Origin of the sequence: Kitasatospora sp. NPDC088351, from assembly GCF_040685575.1 — a bacterium.
Lineage (GTDB): Bacteria > Actinomycetota > Actinomycetes > Streptomycetales > Streptomycetaceae > Kitasatospora.
Map to the genome: position 1 here is coordinate 75,436 of NZ_JBFBIL010000032.1, position 17,397 is coordinate 92,832.

16 protein-coding genes are annotated in these 17,397 nt (G+C 75.2%); 7 read left to right on the top strand and 9 right to left on the bottom strand.

The window, feature by feature from the left end; genetic code table 11:
* Nucleotides 1–32: 32 nt before the first annotated feature.
* On the top strand, nt 33–1,295 hold the full coding sequence (locus tag AB0P06_RS22365; RefSeq protein WP_363609923.1) for a MoxR family ATPase: 1,263 nt from the start codon (nt 33–35) through the stop codon (nt 1,293–1,295).
* Nucleotides 1,292–2,548, top strand: a complete 1,257-nt coding sequence (locus AB0P06_RS22370; protein ID WP_363609925.1) for a VWA-like domain-containing protein — start codon at nt 1,292–1,294, stop codon at nt 2,546–2,548. The genes AB0P06_RS22365 and AB0P06_RS22370 overlap by 4 nt, the downstream gene beginning before the upstream one ends.
* Nucleotides 2,549–2,774: 226 nt before the next feature.
* Here the strand turns inward: AB0P06_RS22370 and AB0P06_RS22375 are convergent, their stop codons facing one another.
* A complete protein-coding gene (locus AB0P06_RS22375) occupies nt 2,775–3,203 on the bottom strand; it encodes a hypothetical protein (protein WP_363609927.1) in 429 nt (142 codons plus the stop codon).
* 394 nt (nt 3,204–3,597) lie between these two features.
* Between AB0P06_RS22375 and AB0P06_RS22380 the strand changes: the two genes are divergently transcribed.
* Nucleotides 3,598–4,419: a lipase family protein gene (locus tag AB0P06_RS22380; protein WP_363609929.1), complete on the top strand. Its 822-nt coding sequence runs from the start codon at nt 3,598–3,600 to the stop codon at nt 4,417–4,419.
* Nucleotides 4,420–4,503: 84 nt separating this feature from the next.
* On the opposite strand, the gene AB0P06_RS22385 is transcribed toward AB0P06_RS22380, so the two are convergent.
* The 5 genes from AB0P06_RS22385 to AB0P06_RS22405 form a co-directional block, all read right to left on the bottom strand.
* The gene (locus AB0P06_RS22385; protein ID WP_363609931.1) at nt 4,504–4,707 is read right to left on the bottom strand and encodes a hypothetical protein; all 204 of its coding nucleotides are present in this window, start codon (nt 4,705–4,707) and stop codon (nt 4,504–4,506) included.
* 186 nt (nt 4,708–4,893) lie between these two features.
* Nucleotides 4,894–6,114, bottom strand: a complete 1,221-nt coding sequence (locus tag AB0P06_RS22390) for a saccharopine dehydrogenase NADP-binding domain-containing protein (protein ID WP_363609933.1) — start codon at nt 6,112–6,114, stop codon at nt 4,894–4,896.
* A gap of 196 nt (nt 6,115–6,310) precedes the next feature.
* On the bottom strand, nt 6,311–6,859 hold the full coding sequence (locus AB0P06_RS22395) for a GNAT family N-acetyltransferase (RefSeq protein ID WP_363609935.1): 549 nt from the start codon (nt 6,857–6,859) through the stop codon (nt 6,311–6,313).
* Between the two features lie 17 nt (nt 6,860–6,876).
* Nucleotides 6,877–7,293, bottom strand: coding sequence for a PPOX class F420-dependent oxidoreductase (locus tag AB0P06_RS22400; RefSeq protein WP_363609937.1), 417 nt, complete (start codon nt 7,291–7,293; stop codon nt 6,877–6,879).
* Between the two features lie 105 nt (nt 7,294–7,398).
* Entirely contained in the window at nt 7,399–8,754 is a 1,356-nt protein-coding gene (locus AB0P06_RS22405; protein WP_363609961.1) for a D-alanyl-D-alanine carboxypeptidase, read from the bottom strand.
* 279 nt (nt 8,755–9,033) lie between these two features.
* Here AB0P06_RS22405 and AB0P06_RS22410 point away from each other — a divergent pair, with 279 nt between their 5' ends.
* Nucleotides 9,034–10,302: an MFS transporter gene (locus AB0P06_RS22410; RefSeq protein ID WP_363609939.1), complete on the top strand. Its 1,269-nt coding sequence runs from the start codon at nt 9,034–9,036 to the stop codon at nt 10,300–10,302.
* Nucleotides 10,303–10,312: 10 nt separating this feature from the next.
* Nucleotides 10,313–10,519, top strand: coding sequence for a hypothetical protein (locus AB0P06_RS22415; RefSeq protein ID WP_363609941.1), 207 nt, complete (start codon nt 10,313–10,315; stop codon nt 10,517–10,519).
* On the opposite strand, the gene AB0P06_RS22420 is transcribed toward AB0P06_RS22415, so the two are convergent.
* A complete protein-coding gene (locus AB0P06_RS22420) occupies nt 10,516–11,310 on the bottom strand; it encodes a TetR/AcrR family transcriptional regulator (protein WP_363609943.1) in 795 nt (264 codons plus the stop codon). The two genes, AB0P06_RS22415 and AB0P06_RS22420, sit on opposite strands and share 4 nt — an antisense overlap.
* A gap of 96 nt (nt 11,311–11,406) precedes the next feature.
* Here AB0P06_RS22420 and AB0P06_RS22425 point away from each other — a divergent pair, with 96 nt between their 5' ends.
* Nucleotides 11,407–12,306 carry a siderophore-interacting protein gene (locus AB0P06_RS22425; RefSeq protein ID WP_363609945.1) on the top strand — a complete coding sequence of 300 codons (900 nt, stop codon included), beginning with the start codon at nt 11,407–11,409 and terminating at the stop codon, nt 12,304–12,306.
* A 64-nt stretch (nt 12,307–12,370) separates the two neighbouring features.
* On the opposite strand, the gene AB0P06_RS22430 is transcribed toward AB0P06_RS22425, so the two are convergent.
* Nucleotides 12,371–13,201 (bottom strand): hypothetical protein, encoded by an 831-nt coding sequence (locus AB0P06_RS22430; protein ID WP_363609947.1) that lies wholly within the window; start codon nt 13,199–13,201, stop codon nt 12,371–12,373.
* Nucleotides 13,198–13,731 carry a SigE family RNA polymerase sigma factor gene (locus AB0P06_RS22435; RefSeq protein ID WP_363609949.1) on the bottom strand — a complete coding sequence of 178 codons (534 nt, stop codon included), beginning with the start codon at nt 13,729–13,731 and terminating at the stop codon, nt 13,198–13,200. Before AB0P06_RS22435 ends, AB0P06_RS22430 begins: the two co-directional genes overlap by 4 nt.
* Nucleotides 13,732–13,928: 197 nt before the next feature.
* Between AB0P06_RS22435 and AB0P06_RS22440 the strand changes: the two genes are divergently transcribed.
* On the top strand, nt 13,929–17,354 hold the full coding sequence (locus tag AB0P06_RS22440; RefSeq protein ID WP_363609951.1) for a S8 family serine peptidase: 3,426 nt from the start codon (nt 13,929–13,931) through the stop codon (nt 17,352–17,354).
* Nucleotides 17,355–17,397: the final 43 nt, after the last annotated feature.

Below are 17,397 nucleotides of genomic sequence, written 5' to 3' on the forward strand. Positions count from 1 at the left end.
TCGACCCACCACCAACCGACAGGTGATCAGACATGCCCGCACACACCCGGCCTGCCGCCACCGGCACCCCCTCCGGCCGAGCCCATGCCTCCCAACTCGACGTCGCCGGCGAGTTGCTGGTCCTGCTGCGCGACACCACCACCGAGCCGCGCCCCGACACCCAACTGGAGGCCCTGACGCTGGCCGTGGCCGCCGACCTGCCCGTGCTCCTGTGGGGTGAGCCGGGAATCGGTAAGACCGCGGCCCTGACACAGCTCGCGACGGCTCTGGATCTTCCGCTGACCACAGTGATCGCCAGTGTGCACGAGCCGTCCGACTTCTCGGGGCTGCCCGTCGTCGGTGACGATCCCGCGGAACAGGGTGTCCCGATGGCTCCGCCGGACTGGGCTGTGCGACTGGTCCGGGCCGGCCGCGGGCTGCTGTTCCTGGACGAGCTGTCCACCGCGCCGCCGGCCGTTCAAGCAGCCCTGCTCCGCCTCGTACTGGAGCGGCGGATCGGCACCCTGCAACTGCCGCCCGGGGTCCGGATCGTGGCCGCCGCCAATCCACGCTCCTCGGCGGCCGACGGCTGGGAGCTGAGCCCGCCGTTGGCCAACCGGTTCGTCCATCTTCAGTGGACCCACGACCACGAGGTCGTAGTGCGCGGCCTCGGCGGGACATGGCCCCGGGCAACACTTCCGCGGCTCGCCCCCGAGAGGCTGCCGGAGGCCGTGGACTTCGCCCGCCGCGCGGTGTGCGGGCTGCTGGCCGCCCGTCCGGGGCTGGTGCACCGGCTGCCCAGCAGTGAAACCCGTCGGGGCGGGCCCTGGCCGTCACCCCGAAGCTGGGAGATGGCCCTGTGTCTGATCGCCTTCGCGACCGCGGCCGGCTCCTCCAGGGAGGTTCTTTCCTTGCTGGTCAGGGGCACGGTGGGGGACGGCCCGGGGCTGGAGCTGCTGGCCGGCCTGGACCGGATGGACCTCCCGGACCCCGAGGCGCTTCTCGCCGACCCGGCGGGTGCCGTGCTGCCCGAGCGGGGGGATCTGCGCCAAGCCGTGCTCGACGGCGTGGTGGCGGCGGTCCGCAACCGCCCGGAGAAGTCCCGCTGGGACGCGGCGTGGGCGCTCCTGGTCCGGGCGTTGGAGACCGGAGCCCCGGACCTGGTGGTCGTCCCCGCGACGACACTCGCCTCGCTGCGCCGGCAGGACTGGGACGTTCCGGCGTCGATCGAGCGGCTCGCCGGAGCGGTGTCCCTGTCCCGGCGAGCAGACCAGGCGGCGGTCCGGGCCGCGGCCGCCGCGAAGGCCGGCCGGTGATCCCGGAGGCGCCGGGGACCTTGGACCTCGACAAGCTCTTCGCCGCCCGGCTGCACGCCGCGCGGGTCCGGCCCTACTTGGCGACGGCGCTGTTCGCCCTGCACACCGTGGAGTCGCGGCGGGTACCGACGATGGCCGTCGACCGGCACTGGCGGTGCTACGTCTCGCCGGCGTTCGTGGCTCGGACGCCGGTGGAGGAACTGGCCGGCGTATGGGTGCACGAGGTTTCGCACCTGCTGCGCGACCACCACGGGCGCAGTGACCGGGTCGCGCGCGAACGCGGGCTGAGCGGCCCGGGGGAGCGGCTTCGGATGAACATCGCCGCGGACTGCGAGATCAACGACGACGTGTTCGGTGACGGGCTGGTCAAGCCCGAAGGCGCCGTCGAGCCAGGGCTTTTGGGGCTGTCCGAGGGCGAGCTCATGGAGGACTACCTGCGGCAGTTCGGGCTCGGGCCGTGCACGGAGAGCCTGGCCTGGCTGGACTGTGGCAGTGGCGCCGACGGACTGGAACGGGAGTGGGACCTGGGGCCGGACGGCGCGCACGGCCTCAGCGCGCAGGAACGGGACGCGGTCCGGTTCCGGGTGGCACAGGGCATCACCGCCCGTCCGGGGCACACTCCGAAGGGGTGGCGGCGGTGGGCGGAGGAGGCATTCCACCCGCCGCAGCCATGGCGGGAGTTGCTGGGAGCGGCGATCCGCTCGGCGACCTCCGGCGCCGGCGCGGGCGAGGACTACACCTACGGCAGGCCTTCGCGGCGCTCGGCCGGGGTGCCCGGCGTCGTCCTGCCGAGCCTGCGGCGCCGGCCGCCGCGGGTCTGCGTGGTCATCGACACCTCCGGGTCGGTCAGTGACGCCGAACTGGGCAGCGCACTTCTCGAAGTCGCTGCGATCTCCCGCGCCGTGGGCGGCCGTCGCGACCTGATCACCGTGGTGCCGTGCGACGCCTCGGCCCGGATCGCCCACCCGCTGTGCCGTGCCGAGGGAATACCACTGGTGGGCGGTGGGGGCACCGATCTACGCACCGGCTTCGCCAGGGCGCTTCGGATGGGGTCCCCACCGGACGTCATCGTGGTCCTGACCGACGGGCAGACGCCCTGGCCGAGCACGCGACCGCCGTGCCGGACCGTGGTGGGCCTGTTTCCCCGGCGCCGGGCCCGGTCGTGGGACGAGGACGATCCCGACTACGTGCCGGACTCGCCGCCCGAGTGGGCACGCGTGGTTGACATCGGGTCGGCTCCCGCTGCCCGGTGAGCCCCCTGAGGGCGGCGGGGACGTGTCTCCTGCGCCCGATGGATCTCGGATCCGGCTCGGCCAGGGCTGCGGCGCCGGCCGGCACGGTGGCGAGGCGGTTCATGGGGTTCTCCCGTACCGCCGCTCGCGGTCCTCTCCTGGAACGGCGACGCCGACTCGCGCTTCCCCACCGGGGGGATCACCCGGGCCGGCCGCCGTCGGGCCGGCCCGGGTGGCGGGCGTGCCGTCAGCAGGTGACCGGGACGGTCACGGTGGCGGTGGACGGCGCCCAGCCCCACTCGGTGACCTTGAACTCGCCGGTGACGCTGGAGCCGCACGGGGCGGTGCCGGTCACGTCGCCGACGCGGGTGCCGCCGCGCGGGACCAGGACGCTGGTGTTGAGGGTGCCGAGCGAGGCGCCGCCCACCACGGAGCCGGAGAGGCTGAACGCCACCTGACGGGCCGACCAGCGGGGGTCGGTGTCGGCGAAGCCGTAGAACTTCACCTGGTTGTCGGTGACGTCGGCGCAGATCGTGGTCGCCAGGACTCCGGCGAAGCCGGCGGCGCACGTGGTCGTGGGGGTCGAGGTGGTGAGGGGGGCGGCCGAGGCCGTTGCGGTGCCCAGGGTGGTGAGTGCGGCGGCGCCGACGAGGGCGGCGGCGAGGGTGCGCTTCATCAGGTCCTCTCCCAGGAGTATTAGTGGAATGTGAAATTTCACGCCTCACATGGCACTAAGGATGGCATGTCTTCGAACGCCCCAGTCGCCTTTGGGGATTGATTGGTGCTCAGAAGAGGGTTTCGGCCTTCGATTGACCGGAAGTCAACCCCCGCTGCTCGCTGACGACAACCGGAACCGCCGGTGCCGTCCCGGTGGCGCGGCGGGTGGGCAGACGGACGACCGGTGGGCCGGGTCTCTCCGGCAGACGGTCGGCCGCCTGTGGCCTTTCGGGTGATGCGCGGGGCGCGGTGGCCGAGGCCGGCGGGCTCGGGCCGGTACGACAGGGGACGACACCCGTGCCGTCGGCCTGCTCGGAGCGGTGCCGACCGGAGTTTCGAGAAGGAGCCGCACCATGCCGGTGCCCACCGCCGTCGACCACCACGCCGAGGGCTACAGCCTCTCCCAGGCCTACTGGCTGGCCAGGGCCGCCGACCTCGCCTACAAGGACGAGGACACCATCGAGGAGCAGGCCCGGGCCTGGGGCTTCACCACGGTGCGCCACCACCGGACCGGCTTCACGCCGCCCTTCCCGCTCGAGGACACCCAGGCCTACACGATGGCCGGCGACTACATGATCGTCACCGCGTTCCGGGGCACCGAACCGCGGGAGATCCGGGACTGGCTCTCCGACGCCACCACCCCGCCCTGGCCCGGCCCCGCCCGGACCGGCTACGTCCACTACGGCTTCGCCGAGGCCCTCGAATCCGTCTTCCCCGACATCCGGAAGGCGCTCGCCGAACTGCGCACGGACGGTCAGAGTGTCTGGTTCACCGGCCACAGCCTCGGCGGCGCGCTGGCGATGCTCGTCGGAGCGCGCATGTACCTGGAGGAGCCGCGCCTGCGGGCGGACGGTGTCTACACCTTCGGCCAGCCCCGCACCTGCGACCGCACCCTGGCCGCCGCCTGCAACCAGGGCTTCAAGGACCGGATGTACCGCTTCGTCAACAACAACGACATCGTTCCGCAGCTGCCACCCGAGCCCGCCTTCACCCATGTCGACACGCTCAAGTACATCGACTCCGCGGGCAGGGTGCACGACTCGATGAGCCTGGCCGGCGGTCTCGCCGACCGGGCGAAAGGCCTGACCGCCGACGCGTTCGCCCCGGCCGGCGACGGTGTGCGCGACCACTTCATGCGCAACTACCTCGCGGCCCTGGAGAAGAACCTCGCCTGATCCGCGCGGGACGAGGTCGTCGGAGTCGGCGTCCGCCCGCGCGAAGCGCGGGCGGCCCGGTTCGGGGCGTGCCGAAGGACGTTCCTAGTCACCGCCGTCGCCGTCGCCGGAGCTCCGGTTCAGGCTCCGGCGCCGGTTCTTCCCGGAACGGCGCAGCAGCGAGCCCGCGGCGAGCGTCACGGCCGCCACGGCGCGGACCCAGCGGGGCCCGCCGCGTTCCGCCCACACCACACATGCGCACCCTCCGATGACGAGCGCCAGGACGCCGAGCAGCACCAGACCGGTCATGTTCCCCACTCCTGCGGTCGTTCGTACGGTCCTGGTGATCGTCTCAGCTCGGGAAGGCGCGTCCCAGCGGGCTGTCCGGCCGGAACCCGCGCCGCCGCACCGCGGCGGACGGCCCGTCCGGCCAGGTCGACGCCGGTGGTGGGGGGCGTGGCGACTTCTCCCGGTTCGGGACTCGTGTCTCCTGCTTCACCCGATCGGGGTCACGTCGATGGCCACGCCGTCGAGCGGGCCGTCGCCACCGGGAAGGGCGGGCACGTGGCGCGCCAGATCGAGAAAGAAGCGTTCGGCGTCGATGGCGGTCTCCGGCGGGTGGACGCCGGGGCGGCGGGCGGTGCCGTCCAGCAGTTGCGCGAGCCCCAGCGCCAGCGGGATCCCGGTCGCCTCCGCCATGTCGTCGATCAGCGCCGAGGCGCCGGGTGTATCGGCGAGCCGGGCCAGAACGGTGACCGGGCGGCCGTGGCGGGAGCCCGTCGCGGCGGCGAAGAACGGCGGCAGCGACCCGGGCCCCTTGCGGCCCACGGCACCCGCCGTGGCCCGCAGTGTGCGAAGCGGTGAGGGTTTGGCCAGGTCGGCCGCGGCGGTCTCGTTGGTGAGTTTTCCGGCGTCGATGTCGCGGCGCAGGACATCGAGGTAGGCCACCGTGCCCGGGGTGACGACCATGAGACTGGCGGCCTCGCCGGCCGGACGGAAACTGCGGTGCAGGGTGACCGGCTCGGGATGTCCGACGGTGTAGGCCGTGCCGGAGCGTCCGGTGGAGACGGCGAGGGTGACCGGCAGCAGCGGTCGTCGGTGGACGAGCCGCCCGCCGCTGACCACCGCCACGTCCCCGCTGATCTGCTCCATCCAGTGCACGGCGGCCGCGTCGGGGCGCCCGTCGGGGTCGCTCAGCTGTTCGTCGTCCCCGCTGCCGGAGACGTCGACGGGCCAGGCGGTGTACAGGTCCTGGAGGTGGTCCAGCCGCCGGACGGCGCGGGCGGCCAGCAGGTTGCTGACCCCGGGGCTGGCGCCCATGCCCACCACGGCGCAGACCCCGGCGGCCCGGGCCTCCCCGTCCAGGTCGAGCATCCGCAGGGTCGGCTCCCAGTCGTCGCAGATGTCCAGGTAGTGGGTTCCGGTCGCGATCGCGGCCCGCAGCACGGTCATGCCGAAGCGGTAGTACGGACCGACGGTGTTGAGGACGACGTCCGCACCGTCGAGCGCGGCCCGCAGCGCGGCGTCGTCGGTCACGTCCACCGTGAGCGCCCGCATCGGCGTGCCTCCGGTGCCGGCGAGCCGACGGACCAGTGTCCGGGCCGCGTCGAGGTTTCTGTCGGCCACCACGATCTCGGTGACGCCGGGGAGCCCGGCCGCCACGCGGACCGCTACGGCCCCCATCGCTCCGGGGCCGCCGAGAGCCAGGATCCTCATCGTGCACTCCGTCCGCCGCTGTCCGCCGCTTTGAAAGTGATCGTAACCCATACGATCGTATTGATGGCGAGCTATTATTGGCGGAGGGGAATCATGACCGGCCCGCGCGGCACGGATCGGGGCCGGACCGGTGGCCGTGGACCTCAAGAGCCGCGCGGCGGACGGCCCGCCGCCCGGTCCACTACCTGACGGGGCGTCAACTGTCGCCAGGCGCGGGGAGGACGTACAGCACCTGCGGCTCGCCGTACTCGGTGAGCCGCTCGGCGGGGCGGAGGCCGAGGTGTTCCAGCAGTGACCGGGAGCGGGTGTTGGCGGCCTGGGTCACGGCGACCACCGGCCACCCCGCCGGGGCGGTCGCGACGGCCCAGCGGACGGCTTCGGCCACCGCCTCGCGGGCCTGGCCGCGGCCCTGGTGGCGGGGGAGGAACTGGTAGCTCAGCTCGGTGCGTCCGGCCGCCCGGTGGTCGGCGTCCAGGCTGACCAGTCCCAGGAGCGGTCCGGCCTCCGGGCGTGGGCCGTCCGTGCGGGGCGTGACCGCGAAGGCGCCCGGCGCCCCCTCGGCGGCGGCGAGCCGGACGGCGATCCGCTCCTCGGGCACCGGGCCGCCGAGGTGGCGCCGGACCTCCGGGTCGCGGCACAGCTCGGCGAGGGCCGGCAGGTCGGGCGCGGCGAGCGGGCGCAGCGTCAGACGCGGTGTGGTGAGGGTGAGCGGCCAGTGCGGGACGAGCCAGGAGGGCGGGGTCATGCGGGTGGAGCGTACCCTCAGTCCGTCAGGGTGAGCCGGATGCCGACGGTCGCCCGCTCGCCGCGCCGCAGCCGGCTGCCGAGCAGGGTGAGCACGCCCAGCAGTCCGTACTTCTGGCGCAGCAGCGTCCGGTAGGCGGCGGTGCGCTCGGGGCCGAGGATCTCGGCGGTGGCCGGGTACTGCTCGCCGGTCGGGTTGCCCCGGACGTCGCACGGGCCGACCAGGACGTCGGCGCGGTTGCGGATCCGCCTGACCTTCCAGGAGTCCGCGACGGTCCAGATGCCGAGCGCGTCGCCGTCACGGACCACCCAGACCGGGGTCGGCACGCCGGTGCCGTCCTTCTTGTACGTGGTGACGAGCAGGTAGCTCCCGGCGGAGAGCCGGACGAGGCGTTCGAGCCTCTCCTGCGGGCTGGGGGGTGTGGCGGCGCTCATGGCCGGAAGTCTAGGCGTCATCGGCCCGGCGTCCCGCCACGGCCGGGGGCGGCCCGCACCGTGCGCCCGCGGTCGGACCACCGGGGGCCGACGGCCGCTGACCGGTCAGCGGTGCCGACGGGCGCGCAGCCGGCGGCGGGCCGACACCAGCAGCGTCCGGGCCCGCCGACCCGGTCGGCGACGGCCGCCGCCGACCACCGTCGAGCCACCGAGGGCGGTGACCTCCGGCCGGGTGAGGGGGAGGGACGGCGCCACGGCCTCGGCGGCGGCGGTCCCGGCAGCCACGGTCTCGGCAGCGGCGGTCTCGGTGACCGCCGTCTCGGTGACGGCCGGGGCGCCGTGCCGGCGGCGGGCCAGCGCGCGCCCCGAGGCCCAGAGCGCCAGGGCCACGGAGAAGGCGACCGCCGTCCAGCCGCCCGGGCCGAGCGCGTGGTCGGCCTGCCGGATCGCGCGCGGCAGGACCCCGGCCGGGGCGGAGGAGGCGGGTGCGTCGGCACCGGCCTCGTCCACCAGGCGGCCGACCGGCTCGACCCGGCCCGCCGCCGCGAACCCCCAGTCGAGCAGGCTCGCCGCCTCGTCGTACACCTGCTGCTGCGACTCCGGGTGCATCACCGTCACCAGCAGGGTGCGGCCGCCGCGTACGGCAGCCCCGGTGAAGGTGGCGCCGGCGTTGGTGGTGTAGCCGTTCTTCACCCCGATCAGCCCGGGGTACCTGCCCAGCAGCCGGTCGGTGTTGGCGATGTCGAACGAGGTGCGCAGACCGGTCAGCTTGTCCACCCCGCCCGGGAAACGGGCCGTGCGGGTGGAGCAGTAGGTGCGGAAGTCCTTGTTGCGCAGGCCGGCCCGGGCGAACAGCGTCAGGTCGTAGGCCGAGGACACCTGGCCGTCCTGGTCGTAACCCTCGGGGGAGACCACATGGGTGTCCCGGGCCTGCAACGCCTCGGCGCGGTCCTGCATCTGGGCGACGGTCAGGGCGAGGCCGCCGTTCAGATGGGCGAGCACGTGCACCGCGTCGTTGCCGGAGCTGAGGAACACGCCCCGCCAGAGGTCCTCGACCCGGTACGGCAGGTCCTCCTTGATGCCGACCAGGCTGCTGCCCGGGCCCAGTCCGGCCAGCTCGGCCGACGTGACCTTGTGCTCCAGCGACCGGTCCAGCCGGGGCAGCACGGTGTCCGCGAACAGCATCTTCAGCGTGCTGGCGGGCGGCATCGGGAGATGGGCGTCGCGCGCCGCCAGCACCTCCCCGCTCGTCGCGTCGGCCACCAGCCAGGACCGCCCGGTCAGCGTCGACGGCAGCGCGGGCGCCCCGGCCAGCGGCGCCACCTGGACGGTGGAGCGGGCCAGCCGCTCGCCGCCGACCACGGTGGCCGAGTCCTGCCCGGAGGCGGCCGGAGCCACGGCGGCGAGTACCAGCGCCGGGCCGACGGAAACCGCCGCCAGCCTTCTGACCTGGGAGGACATCTGCTGCACACGGCGAACGTACCCGCGTGGCCGTCCGCCCGCCCGGCCCGCTGCTCCGTCCGGGCCCCTCCCCGGGGCGCTGCTCCCTAGGGACCCTGCCGCTGTCCGCCCCGGGCTGCCGGGGCGGACGGCGGGCCTGGTACGGTACCGGGCATGTTCCTCCCCCGTGCGTAGTGGACCCGCCACGACCGTGCCCCCTCGCCGGGCACGGCGCTCCGGTGTCCCCGCACGCCTTCGGGTACGGCCCCGCCCTGCCCGCCTCCGCCGAGGAACGTCTCCTTGTCTTCGCAGTCTTCGCCGCCTTCGTCTTCGCGGTCTTCGCACACCCCCTCCTACGCCGCCGTCCTGCGGACCCCGCACGCCCGCCGCACCTTCGGCGCCGCCCTGCTGGGCCGGCTCTCGTACGGGATGGTCCCGCTCGCGATGATGCTGGCCGTCCGGGACTCCGGCGGCTCCTACGCGGTGGCCGGCACCGTGCTGGCCCTGTTCGGGCTGACCAGCGTCTTCCTCTCGCCGACCCGGGCCGCCCTGGTCGACCGGTACGGTCCCCGGCGCGCGCTGCCGCCGATGGCCGCGCTGTACGCCGGGCTGCTGGCCCTGGTGGCCTGCGCCACCTGGCGGCCGGGCGCGCCGCCGGTCCTGACGGGCGCTCTGGTGGTCGCCGCCGGTGCCTGCACCCCGCCACTCGGGCCGGTGATGCGGACGCTGTGGCGCCGGCTGCTGCCGGACCGGGCACTGCTCCAGCGCGCGTACAGCCTGGACACCGTCGCCGAGGAACTGCTGTTCGTCAGCGGCCCGTTGCTGGTGGGTCTGCTGCTCACGGTCGCCGGTCCGGCGGCCGCGGTGGCGGCGGGTGCCGGACTCGTCCTCGCCGGCACCCTGGCGCTGGTCTCCACCCCCGTCGCGCGGGAGGTGGACGGGACCGGGTCGGCCGTGTCCGGGGAGCGCCCGGGCGGCGGGGGAGCGCTGCGCCGGGCGGTGCTCGCCTCGGCCGCGACCGGGCTGGCGCTCGGCGCGCTGGACCTGATGGTGGTGGCCTTCGCGGAGGCGCGCGGCCAGGCCGGGGCGGTGGCCTGGATTCTGGCGGCGCTCTCGGCGGGCAGCGCCGTCGGCGGTCTCGCCTACGGCGCCGTCACCTGGTCCGCCCCGAACCGGGCCCGGCTGCCGTTGCTGGCCGCCGGGCTGGGCCTGGCGCTGGCGGGCGCGGGGCTGGCGCCGAACCTGCCGGCGCTGGCCGCGGCCGTCGCCCTCGCCGGGCTGTTCGTCTCACCCGCCGTCACCACCGCCTATCTGCTGGCCGACGAGGCGGCCGCGCCGCAGGCCCGCACCCGGGCCGGTGCCTGGGTGAACACCGCCTTCAACGCCGGTTCGGCGGGCGGCACCGCCACCGTCGGCCTGCTGGTCGGCCGGCTGCCGCTGCCGCTCTGCTTCGCCCTGGCGGCCGCTCCCGCGCTGTTCTCCGCTGCCGCGGGTGCCCGCCGGGTGCGCGACTTTGGTGGCGGCAGGTCGCTCCGAAAGTCGGATACCGGCGCTGACCTGGGTCTCTAGGCTCAGGGGCATGAAGAATCTGCTCGGTTTCGTGAGCTTCGCCCTCGTCGTCGGAGGGATCAGCGGCCTGTTCTCCGACCACCTCGGGGGCTTCCGCCTCTTCGGCTTCGTCCGCTACCTGGTCCCGGGCGGTCACGAGACCGCCGGGTACGCCGTGCTGGTGGTGCTGGGCACCGCCCTGGCCGTCGTCACCGGGCGGATCGGCCGGGCACGCTAGCGTCCGTCCGGCCGGGTGACCGCGGTCTCGACCCCGTCCAGCAGGACGGCGAGGCCGGTGCGGAAGCTCTCCCTGGTCTGGCCCTCCAGGTAGCCGCCGTCCTCCGCCGCGGGGGCGGCGGCGCCGCTCTCCAGGGCGGTCAGCAAGGGGAAGCGATCGGCGAAGTCCGGTGCGAGTTCGGCGAGTTGGGTGGACCGGGCGGACCACCACTCCTCGTCGGGCACCCCGGTGGCGGAGGCGGCCGCGCGGGTGTCGGCGGCGACCTGCGCCATCCCGCGCACGAACTGCCAGAGCGTGCTGACCACGCCTCGCAGCAGCCGGGGCTCCAGGCCCGTCCCGTGCAGGATCCGCAGCACCGTCTCCATCGCGCCCAGTTCGGACGGGCCGAGCACCGGGCGGGCCTGGGAGACCTGGAGCATCCAGGGGTGGCGCAGACAGCAGGCGAAGAGGTCCTCGGCCCAGGTGGTGAGGGCGGGCCGCCAGCCGGCGGCGAGTTCGTAGTCGGTGGGCAGTTCGGCCAGGGCCCGGTCGTGCATCAGATCGACCAGTTCGGCCTTCCCCGGCACGTAGGTGTACAGGGCCATGGCGGTGCGGCCCAGCCGCTCGCCGACCGCGCGCATCGACAGCGCGCCCATCCCCTCGGCGTCGGCCACCGCGAGGCCGGCCGTCACGATCGCGTCCACGCTCAGGCCGGGCTTGGGGCCGCTGCGCCCGGTACGGGGCCGGTCCGGCGCGCGCCAGAGCAGGGACATCGAGCGGCGGGCGTCGCCCTGTCCGGCGAAGACGACCACGGTGGCAACTCCTTATGCCGTAAAGTATCCTCGGTCGAGGTAACTCCTTATGGCGTAAGGTTATCAGTCGGTGGAACGGAACCGGAGGGTTCGACAGTGCTACTGCCCGTCACGTTCATCCAGGTCACCCAGGTCGAGCGGCTCACTCCGCGGATGGCCCGGGTCACCTTCGAGGCCGAGACCCTCGACGAGACCGTCGGCCGGCTGCCGGACCAGCAGGTGAAACTCTGCTTCCCCCGGGAGGGCCAGGCCGAGCCCGTCCTCCCGGCACGGAGCGAGGACCCGATGGGCTGGTACCGGGCCTGTCTCGCGGTCCCCGAGGCCGAGCGGCCCTGGCTGCGCAGCTTCACCGTCCGCCACCGCCGGCCCGGTACCAGGCTGCTGGAGATCGACTTCGTCCTGCACGGGGACAGCGGGCCGGCTTCCGGCCCGGACAGCGGTCCTGACGGCGGCCCGGCCGCCGCCTGGGCGCGCCGCGCCCGGCCCGGGGACCGGCTCGGCATGGTCGGGCCGTCCGAGCTCTACGCCCGGCCCGTCCCGCTCGCCACCGCCGTCGCCGAGGCCGACTGGGTACTGCTCGCCGGGGACGAGACGGCGCTGCCCGCGATCGGCACCCTGCTGGAGGCCCTGCCCCCGGGCACCGGGGCGGTCGCGTTCATCGAGGTCGCGGAGGAGGCCGAGCGGCAGCGGCTGGACAGCCGGGCCGACCTCACCGTCCACTGGCTGCACCGCGACGGCGCCGCCCCCGGCGGACCGCTGACCGCCGCCGTCCGGGCCGCCGACCTGCCCGGCGGCACGCCGTTCGCCTGGCTGGCGGGGGAGGCCGCCGCCGTCCGCGCGCTCCGCCGCCATCTGGTGGAGGAGCGCGGGCTGGCCAGGCCGTCCGTCGAGTTCGCCGGGTACTGGCGGCACCGGCTCACCCAGGACGACGCGCCCACCGAGGAGGACCTGGCCGACGCCCGGGAGAAGCTCGCCCAGGCCGCGCGGGACCAGTAGCGGCGGCGACGGCCGGACCGGCAGGGCCGGGGTGTCCGGGCGCGGGCCCGGACACCCCGACCGCTCAGAACCGCCAGGCGGGATCGTTGGCGATCGCCAGCAGGGCGGCGGTCTCCAGGGCGGCCTCCGGGCGGGCGGTCCACTGCTGCAGGGTGACCGTCCGGCCGTCGGCGCGCTGCACCCGGACGTACTGCGAGCCGCGGCCGTCCTGCGGGAAGGTCAGCGTGACCGTCTCCGCCCGGGCGCCGTCGGCGAGTTCGACCACCTGGCAGTCGTTCGTCGGCACCACGTCCGCCGGGGCGGGCACGCCGGGCCGGGCGGTGACCTTCGGCAGGGCGATCCGGGCGCAGAACGGGACCTTCGGCGCGTCGGCGGTGCGGTCGGCGCCGCCGATGAACTCCACCGGGCCGGTGCCGCCGTCCCAGTCCACCCGGAAGGTCCGGCCGGGGATGTCGCCCTCGCGCACGGTGGTGGCACCGGACGGGAGCAGCCCGGCCAGGGCGTCGCCGAGCTGTCGGCTGGTCCAGTCGGTGGGGTGGCCGGTGCCCGGGCCGAAGGAGTCCGGGCGCAGCGTCTGCGGGGCGTCGCCGGCCGAGCCGGCCAGGACCAGCGGCCCGGCCAGCGGGTCGGCGGCGGCCACGGCGGCCGGGCCCGGTGTGCCCGGGGCGGCGGGCGCCCCACCGGTGCCGGGGGTGGCCACCACCAGCGCGGTCAGCGCGGCGGTGGCCGCCACCCCGGCGCCGGCGCGGGCGAGGCGGCGCCGCGTGCCCCGGCGGCGGCCGGCCGCGACCGCCGCGCCGACCGTGTCGGCGCGCAGCGGCGGTTCGGCGCCGAGCCCGGCCGCCAGCAGGGTCCGGACCTCGTCGTGCTCGTTCAGGGCGTCGTCGATTCTCACAGGGCTTCCTTCAGTGGGGTGGGGGTGGTGGCGAGCTCGCCGAACGGGTCGGTCTCGCCGAGCAGTTCGCGCAGCCGGACGAGGGCCCGGGCGCTGTGGCTCTTGACGGTGCCGGCGGTGCAGCCGAGTGCCTTGGCGGTGGCCGCGATGTCCAGGTCCGCCCAGAACCGCAGCACCACCACCGCGCGCTGACGCGGCGGCAGGGCGGCCAGGGCGGCCCGGATCTGGAGGCCGAGCGAGGGGTCCGTCCCCGGGCCGGCCCGGTCGGGCAGCTCGGGGGTCGGGTCCTCGCGCCGCCAGCGGCGCCGGGTGTGGTCGATGCAGGCCCGGGTCAGCACCCGGTGGGCGTAGGCCTCCAGGTTGTCGATCCGGTGCCGCTTTCCCCACACGGTGTACAGCTTGGCCAGCGCCGTCTGCGTGATGTCCTCGGCGTGGTGCCAGTCACCGCACATCAGGTACGCGGTCCGCCGCAGGTGCGGCAACCGGTCCTCGGCGAAGCCGCGGAATTCCTCCAGGTCTGCGGTACGCACAGCGCACGCCCTCCGTTCGTCTCTGATCACTCCGACGGAGCCGGCCACCCCGGGGGATGACACCGGACCACGAAAATCTTTTCGGATTTTTTCTGCCGCCCCAGGACATCCTCCGGCCCCGGCACTTCCGTCGATCCCTCGGCAGGACCAGTGAGCAGCACCCGAACCGAGGGCGCCGCCCGACCGAGAGGATATGAATGCAAGGCATACGGACGGCGGGCCGGTGGACGGCCGCCGTACTGGGCGCGGTGCTGGCCGCCACGGCGGTCACCCCGGCCGCCTCGGCGGCACCCGCACCGGCCGGGGAGCACCCGGGCACCGCACCGGGCCGCCTGGTGCACGTCACCCTGATCACCGGCGACCGGGTCACCGCCCGGATCGGCGCCGACGGCACGGTGACGGTCGTCGCCGTCAAGCCCGGCACCGGCCGCGAGGAACTGACCTTCAGCCAGGAGCCCGGCCCCTTCGGCACGCTCGGGCTCATCCCGCAGGACGCCGCCGGGCCGCTGCGCGCGGGCCGCCTCGACCCCCGGCTGTTCGACATCGCCGGGCTGGTCGCCCAGGGCTACGACGACGAGCACAGCCCCGACCTGCCGCTGATCGTCGGCTACGACACGGCGGGCGGAAAGAGCCTCGCCCCCGCCGCCCCGCCCGCGGGCACCAAGGCGGTCCGCGCGCTGGACAGCGTGCACGGCAGCGCGCTGCGCGCGGAGAAGAGCCGGACCGGCGAACTCTGGCGACAGCTCGGCCAGTCCACCAGCGGCCGGTCCATCACCGGGTCGGCCCCCGGCGGAGTGCACAAGGTCTGGCTGGACGGCAAGGTCGGCGCCGCGCTCGACCGCTCCACCGCGCAGATCGGCGCCCCGCAGGCCTGGCAGTCCGGCTGGACCGGAGAGGGCGTCAAGGTCGCCGTGCTGGACACCGGCATCGACGCGGGCCACCCCGACCTCGCCGGCTCGGTCGGCGAGACCTCCGACTTCACCGGACAGCCCTCGGGCGTCGCCGACGGCGACGGGCACGGCACCCACGTCGCCTCGATCGTCGCGGGCGACGGCGCCGCCTCCGACGGCCGCTTCAAGGGCGTCGCCCCCGACGCCGAACTGCTCGTCGGCAAGGTCCTCGACGACGAGGGCCACGGCCAGGAGTCCTGGGTGCTCCAGGGCATGGAGTGGGCCGCCGCCCGCGCGCCGATCGTCAACGTCAGCCTCACCGGCCCGCCCACCGACGGCACCGACCCGATGGCCCAGGCCGTCAACACCCTCTCCGCCCGCTACGGCACCCTGTTCGTCGCCGCCGCCGGCAACAGCGGCAGGGCCGGCACCGTCGGCACCCCCGGCTCGGCCGACGCCGCGCTCACCGTCGGCGCCGTCGACCGCGACGGCACCCTCGCCGGCATCTCCAGCCAGGGCCCGCGCACCGGCGACCACGCCGTCAAGCCGGACCTCACCGCGCCCGGCACGGGCATCGTCGCCACCCGGGCGGCCGGCACCGACGGCCAGAGCCCGGTCAGCGACCGCTACACCGCCATCTCCGGCACCTCGATGGCCGCCCCGCACGTCGCGGGCGCCGCCGCGCTGCTCGCCCAGCAGCACCCGGACTGGAAGGGCCCACAGCTCAAGGCCGCCCTCACCTCCTCCGCCCGGCCGGCCGCCGGCCAGAGCGCCTACCAGCAGGGCGCCGGACTGACCGACCTCGCCCGCGCCACCGGCCAGAGCGTGTACGCGACCGCCAACGGCACCGGGATCCACTTCGACGGCCCACCCGCGGGCCCGGCCGTGACCCGCACCGTCACCTACCACAACCCCGGCCAGGCGCCGGTCACCCTCGACCTGGCCGCCGCCGTCACCGACCGCGCCGGTGCCGCGGGCCCGGCCGGGGCGTTCACCGTCACGCCCGCCCGGCTGACCGTCCCGGCCGGCGGCACCGCCGAGGCCACCGTCACCGTCGACCCGGGCCGCGTCCCGGCCGGCGCCTCGCTCACCGGGCGGCTGGCCGGCACCGCCCCCGGCGGCATCGCCGTCGGCACCGCGTACGCGGTGAGCCGGGAGGCCGTCCGGCACACCGTCACCGTCCAGGCCGTCGACCGCAACGGCGCACCCGTCGGCCCCGGCGACCGGGAGAACGGCGCCTCCCAGGTCCGGCTGCTGGACCTCGACACCCACGAGTCGTACGGCCTGACCTTCGACAACGGCACCGCCACCGCCACCGTCCCCGAGGGCCGCTACAACCTGGGCGGCAAGCTGGTCACCCCCGGCGCCGACGGCGTCAAGCCGACCAGCACCATGTTCCTCCAGCCCGAGATCGAGCTGCGCCGCGACGGCCTGCTCACGCTGGACGCCCGCCAGGGACGCCAGATCACCGTCGCCGTGCCGGACCGGCGCGCCACGCCGTACTCGCTCTCGGCCGGCTACTGCTACCGGGCCGTCAAGGACGGCGACTGCACGGACGTCGCCCTGATGATCGCCTGGCCCGGCAACCTGTACGTCATCCCCGGCGGCCGGATCACGACCGGGACGCTCGACTTCTCCGTCCAGAGCATCCAGCACGGCCCGGCGACCGGCACCGGACCGCTGCCCGACCGCTACGACCTGCTGCTGCACACCACCGGACCGCTGCCCGACCCCGCCTTCACGGTCGGCCGCGGCGACCTCGCCAGCCTGAAGACCGTCTACTACGCGTCGGCGCCCGGCACCGCCGGCAGCCTGAGCAGCTACGCCGAGGCGGGCGGGATCGGCGGACTCTCCATCGTCGAACCCGACTTCGCCCTGCCCGCGGCCCGCACCGAGTACGTCACCGTCCGCGACCAGCGGCGCGAGACGTCCTTCGGCCAGCGGACCGGCCCCGGTGGCGAGTACTACCCGTCGGCCGTCACCCAGAGCGGCACCGTGCTCTGCGCGGCCGGTGCCACCTGCGTCGAGCGGTGGAACGCCGCCGTGACCGGCCCCGGCCTCGCCCCCGTCAAGAACGGCGCGCCCGCCGTCGCCCGCGGCAGCGACGGCACCCTCACCGTCTTCCCGCAGCTGTTCACCGACGCCGCCCCGGGCCACTACGGCTCCCCGCTGCCCGACCTGCTGGACGACACCGTCCACCTCGAACTGGAGCGGGACGGCAAGCGGATCGGCGCGAGCGACCAGCCGGCCGCCGACTTCGCCCTCCCGGCCGCCGACTCCGCCTACCGGCTGACCGCCAGGGGAACCCGGGCCGAGCCCTGGGCGCTCTCCGGCACCGTCGAGGCGGTCTGGACGTTCCGCTCCGCCGCCGTCGCCCCCGGACCGGGCGGCGCCCCGCGCACCGCCCCGCTGCCGATCGGCGTCGTCCGCTTCAACGCCCCCGTCAACGCCGAGAACCAGGCGCCGCGGGACCAGCACACCCTCACCGCCAAGGTCGAACGGCAGGCCGGCGCGCCCGCCGCCAGGACCAAGCGCCTCACCGTCCAGGTCTCCTTCGACGACGGCGCCGGCTGGCAGGACGCCCCGGTCACCACCACCGACGGCGTCCACCGGATCACCGTCACCCCGCCCGCCGGGGCCGGCCCCTTCGTCTCGCTGAGGACGACCGCCGAGGACGCCGACGGCGGCACGGTCCAGCAGACCGTGCTGCGCGCCTACCGGCTGAAGCCGTGACAGCCGCCCCGCCGTCCGGCCGCACCCAGCCCGAAGAACCTGG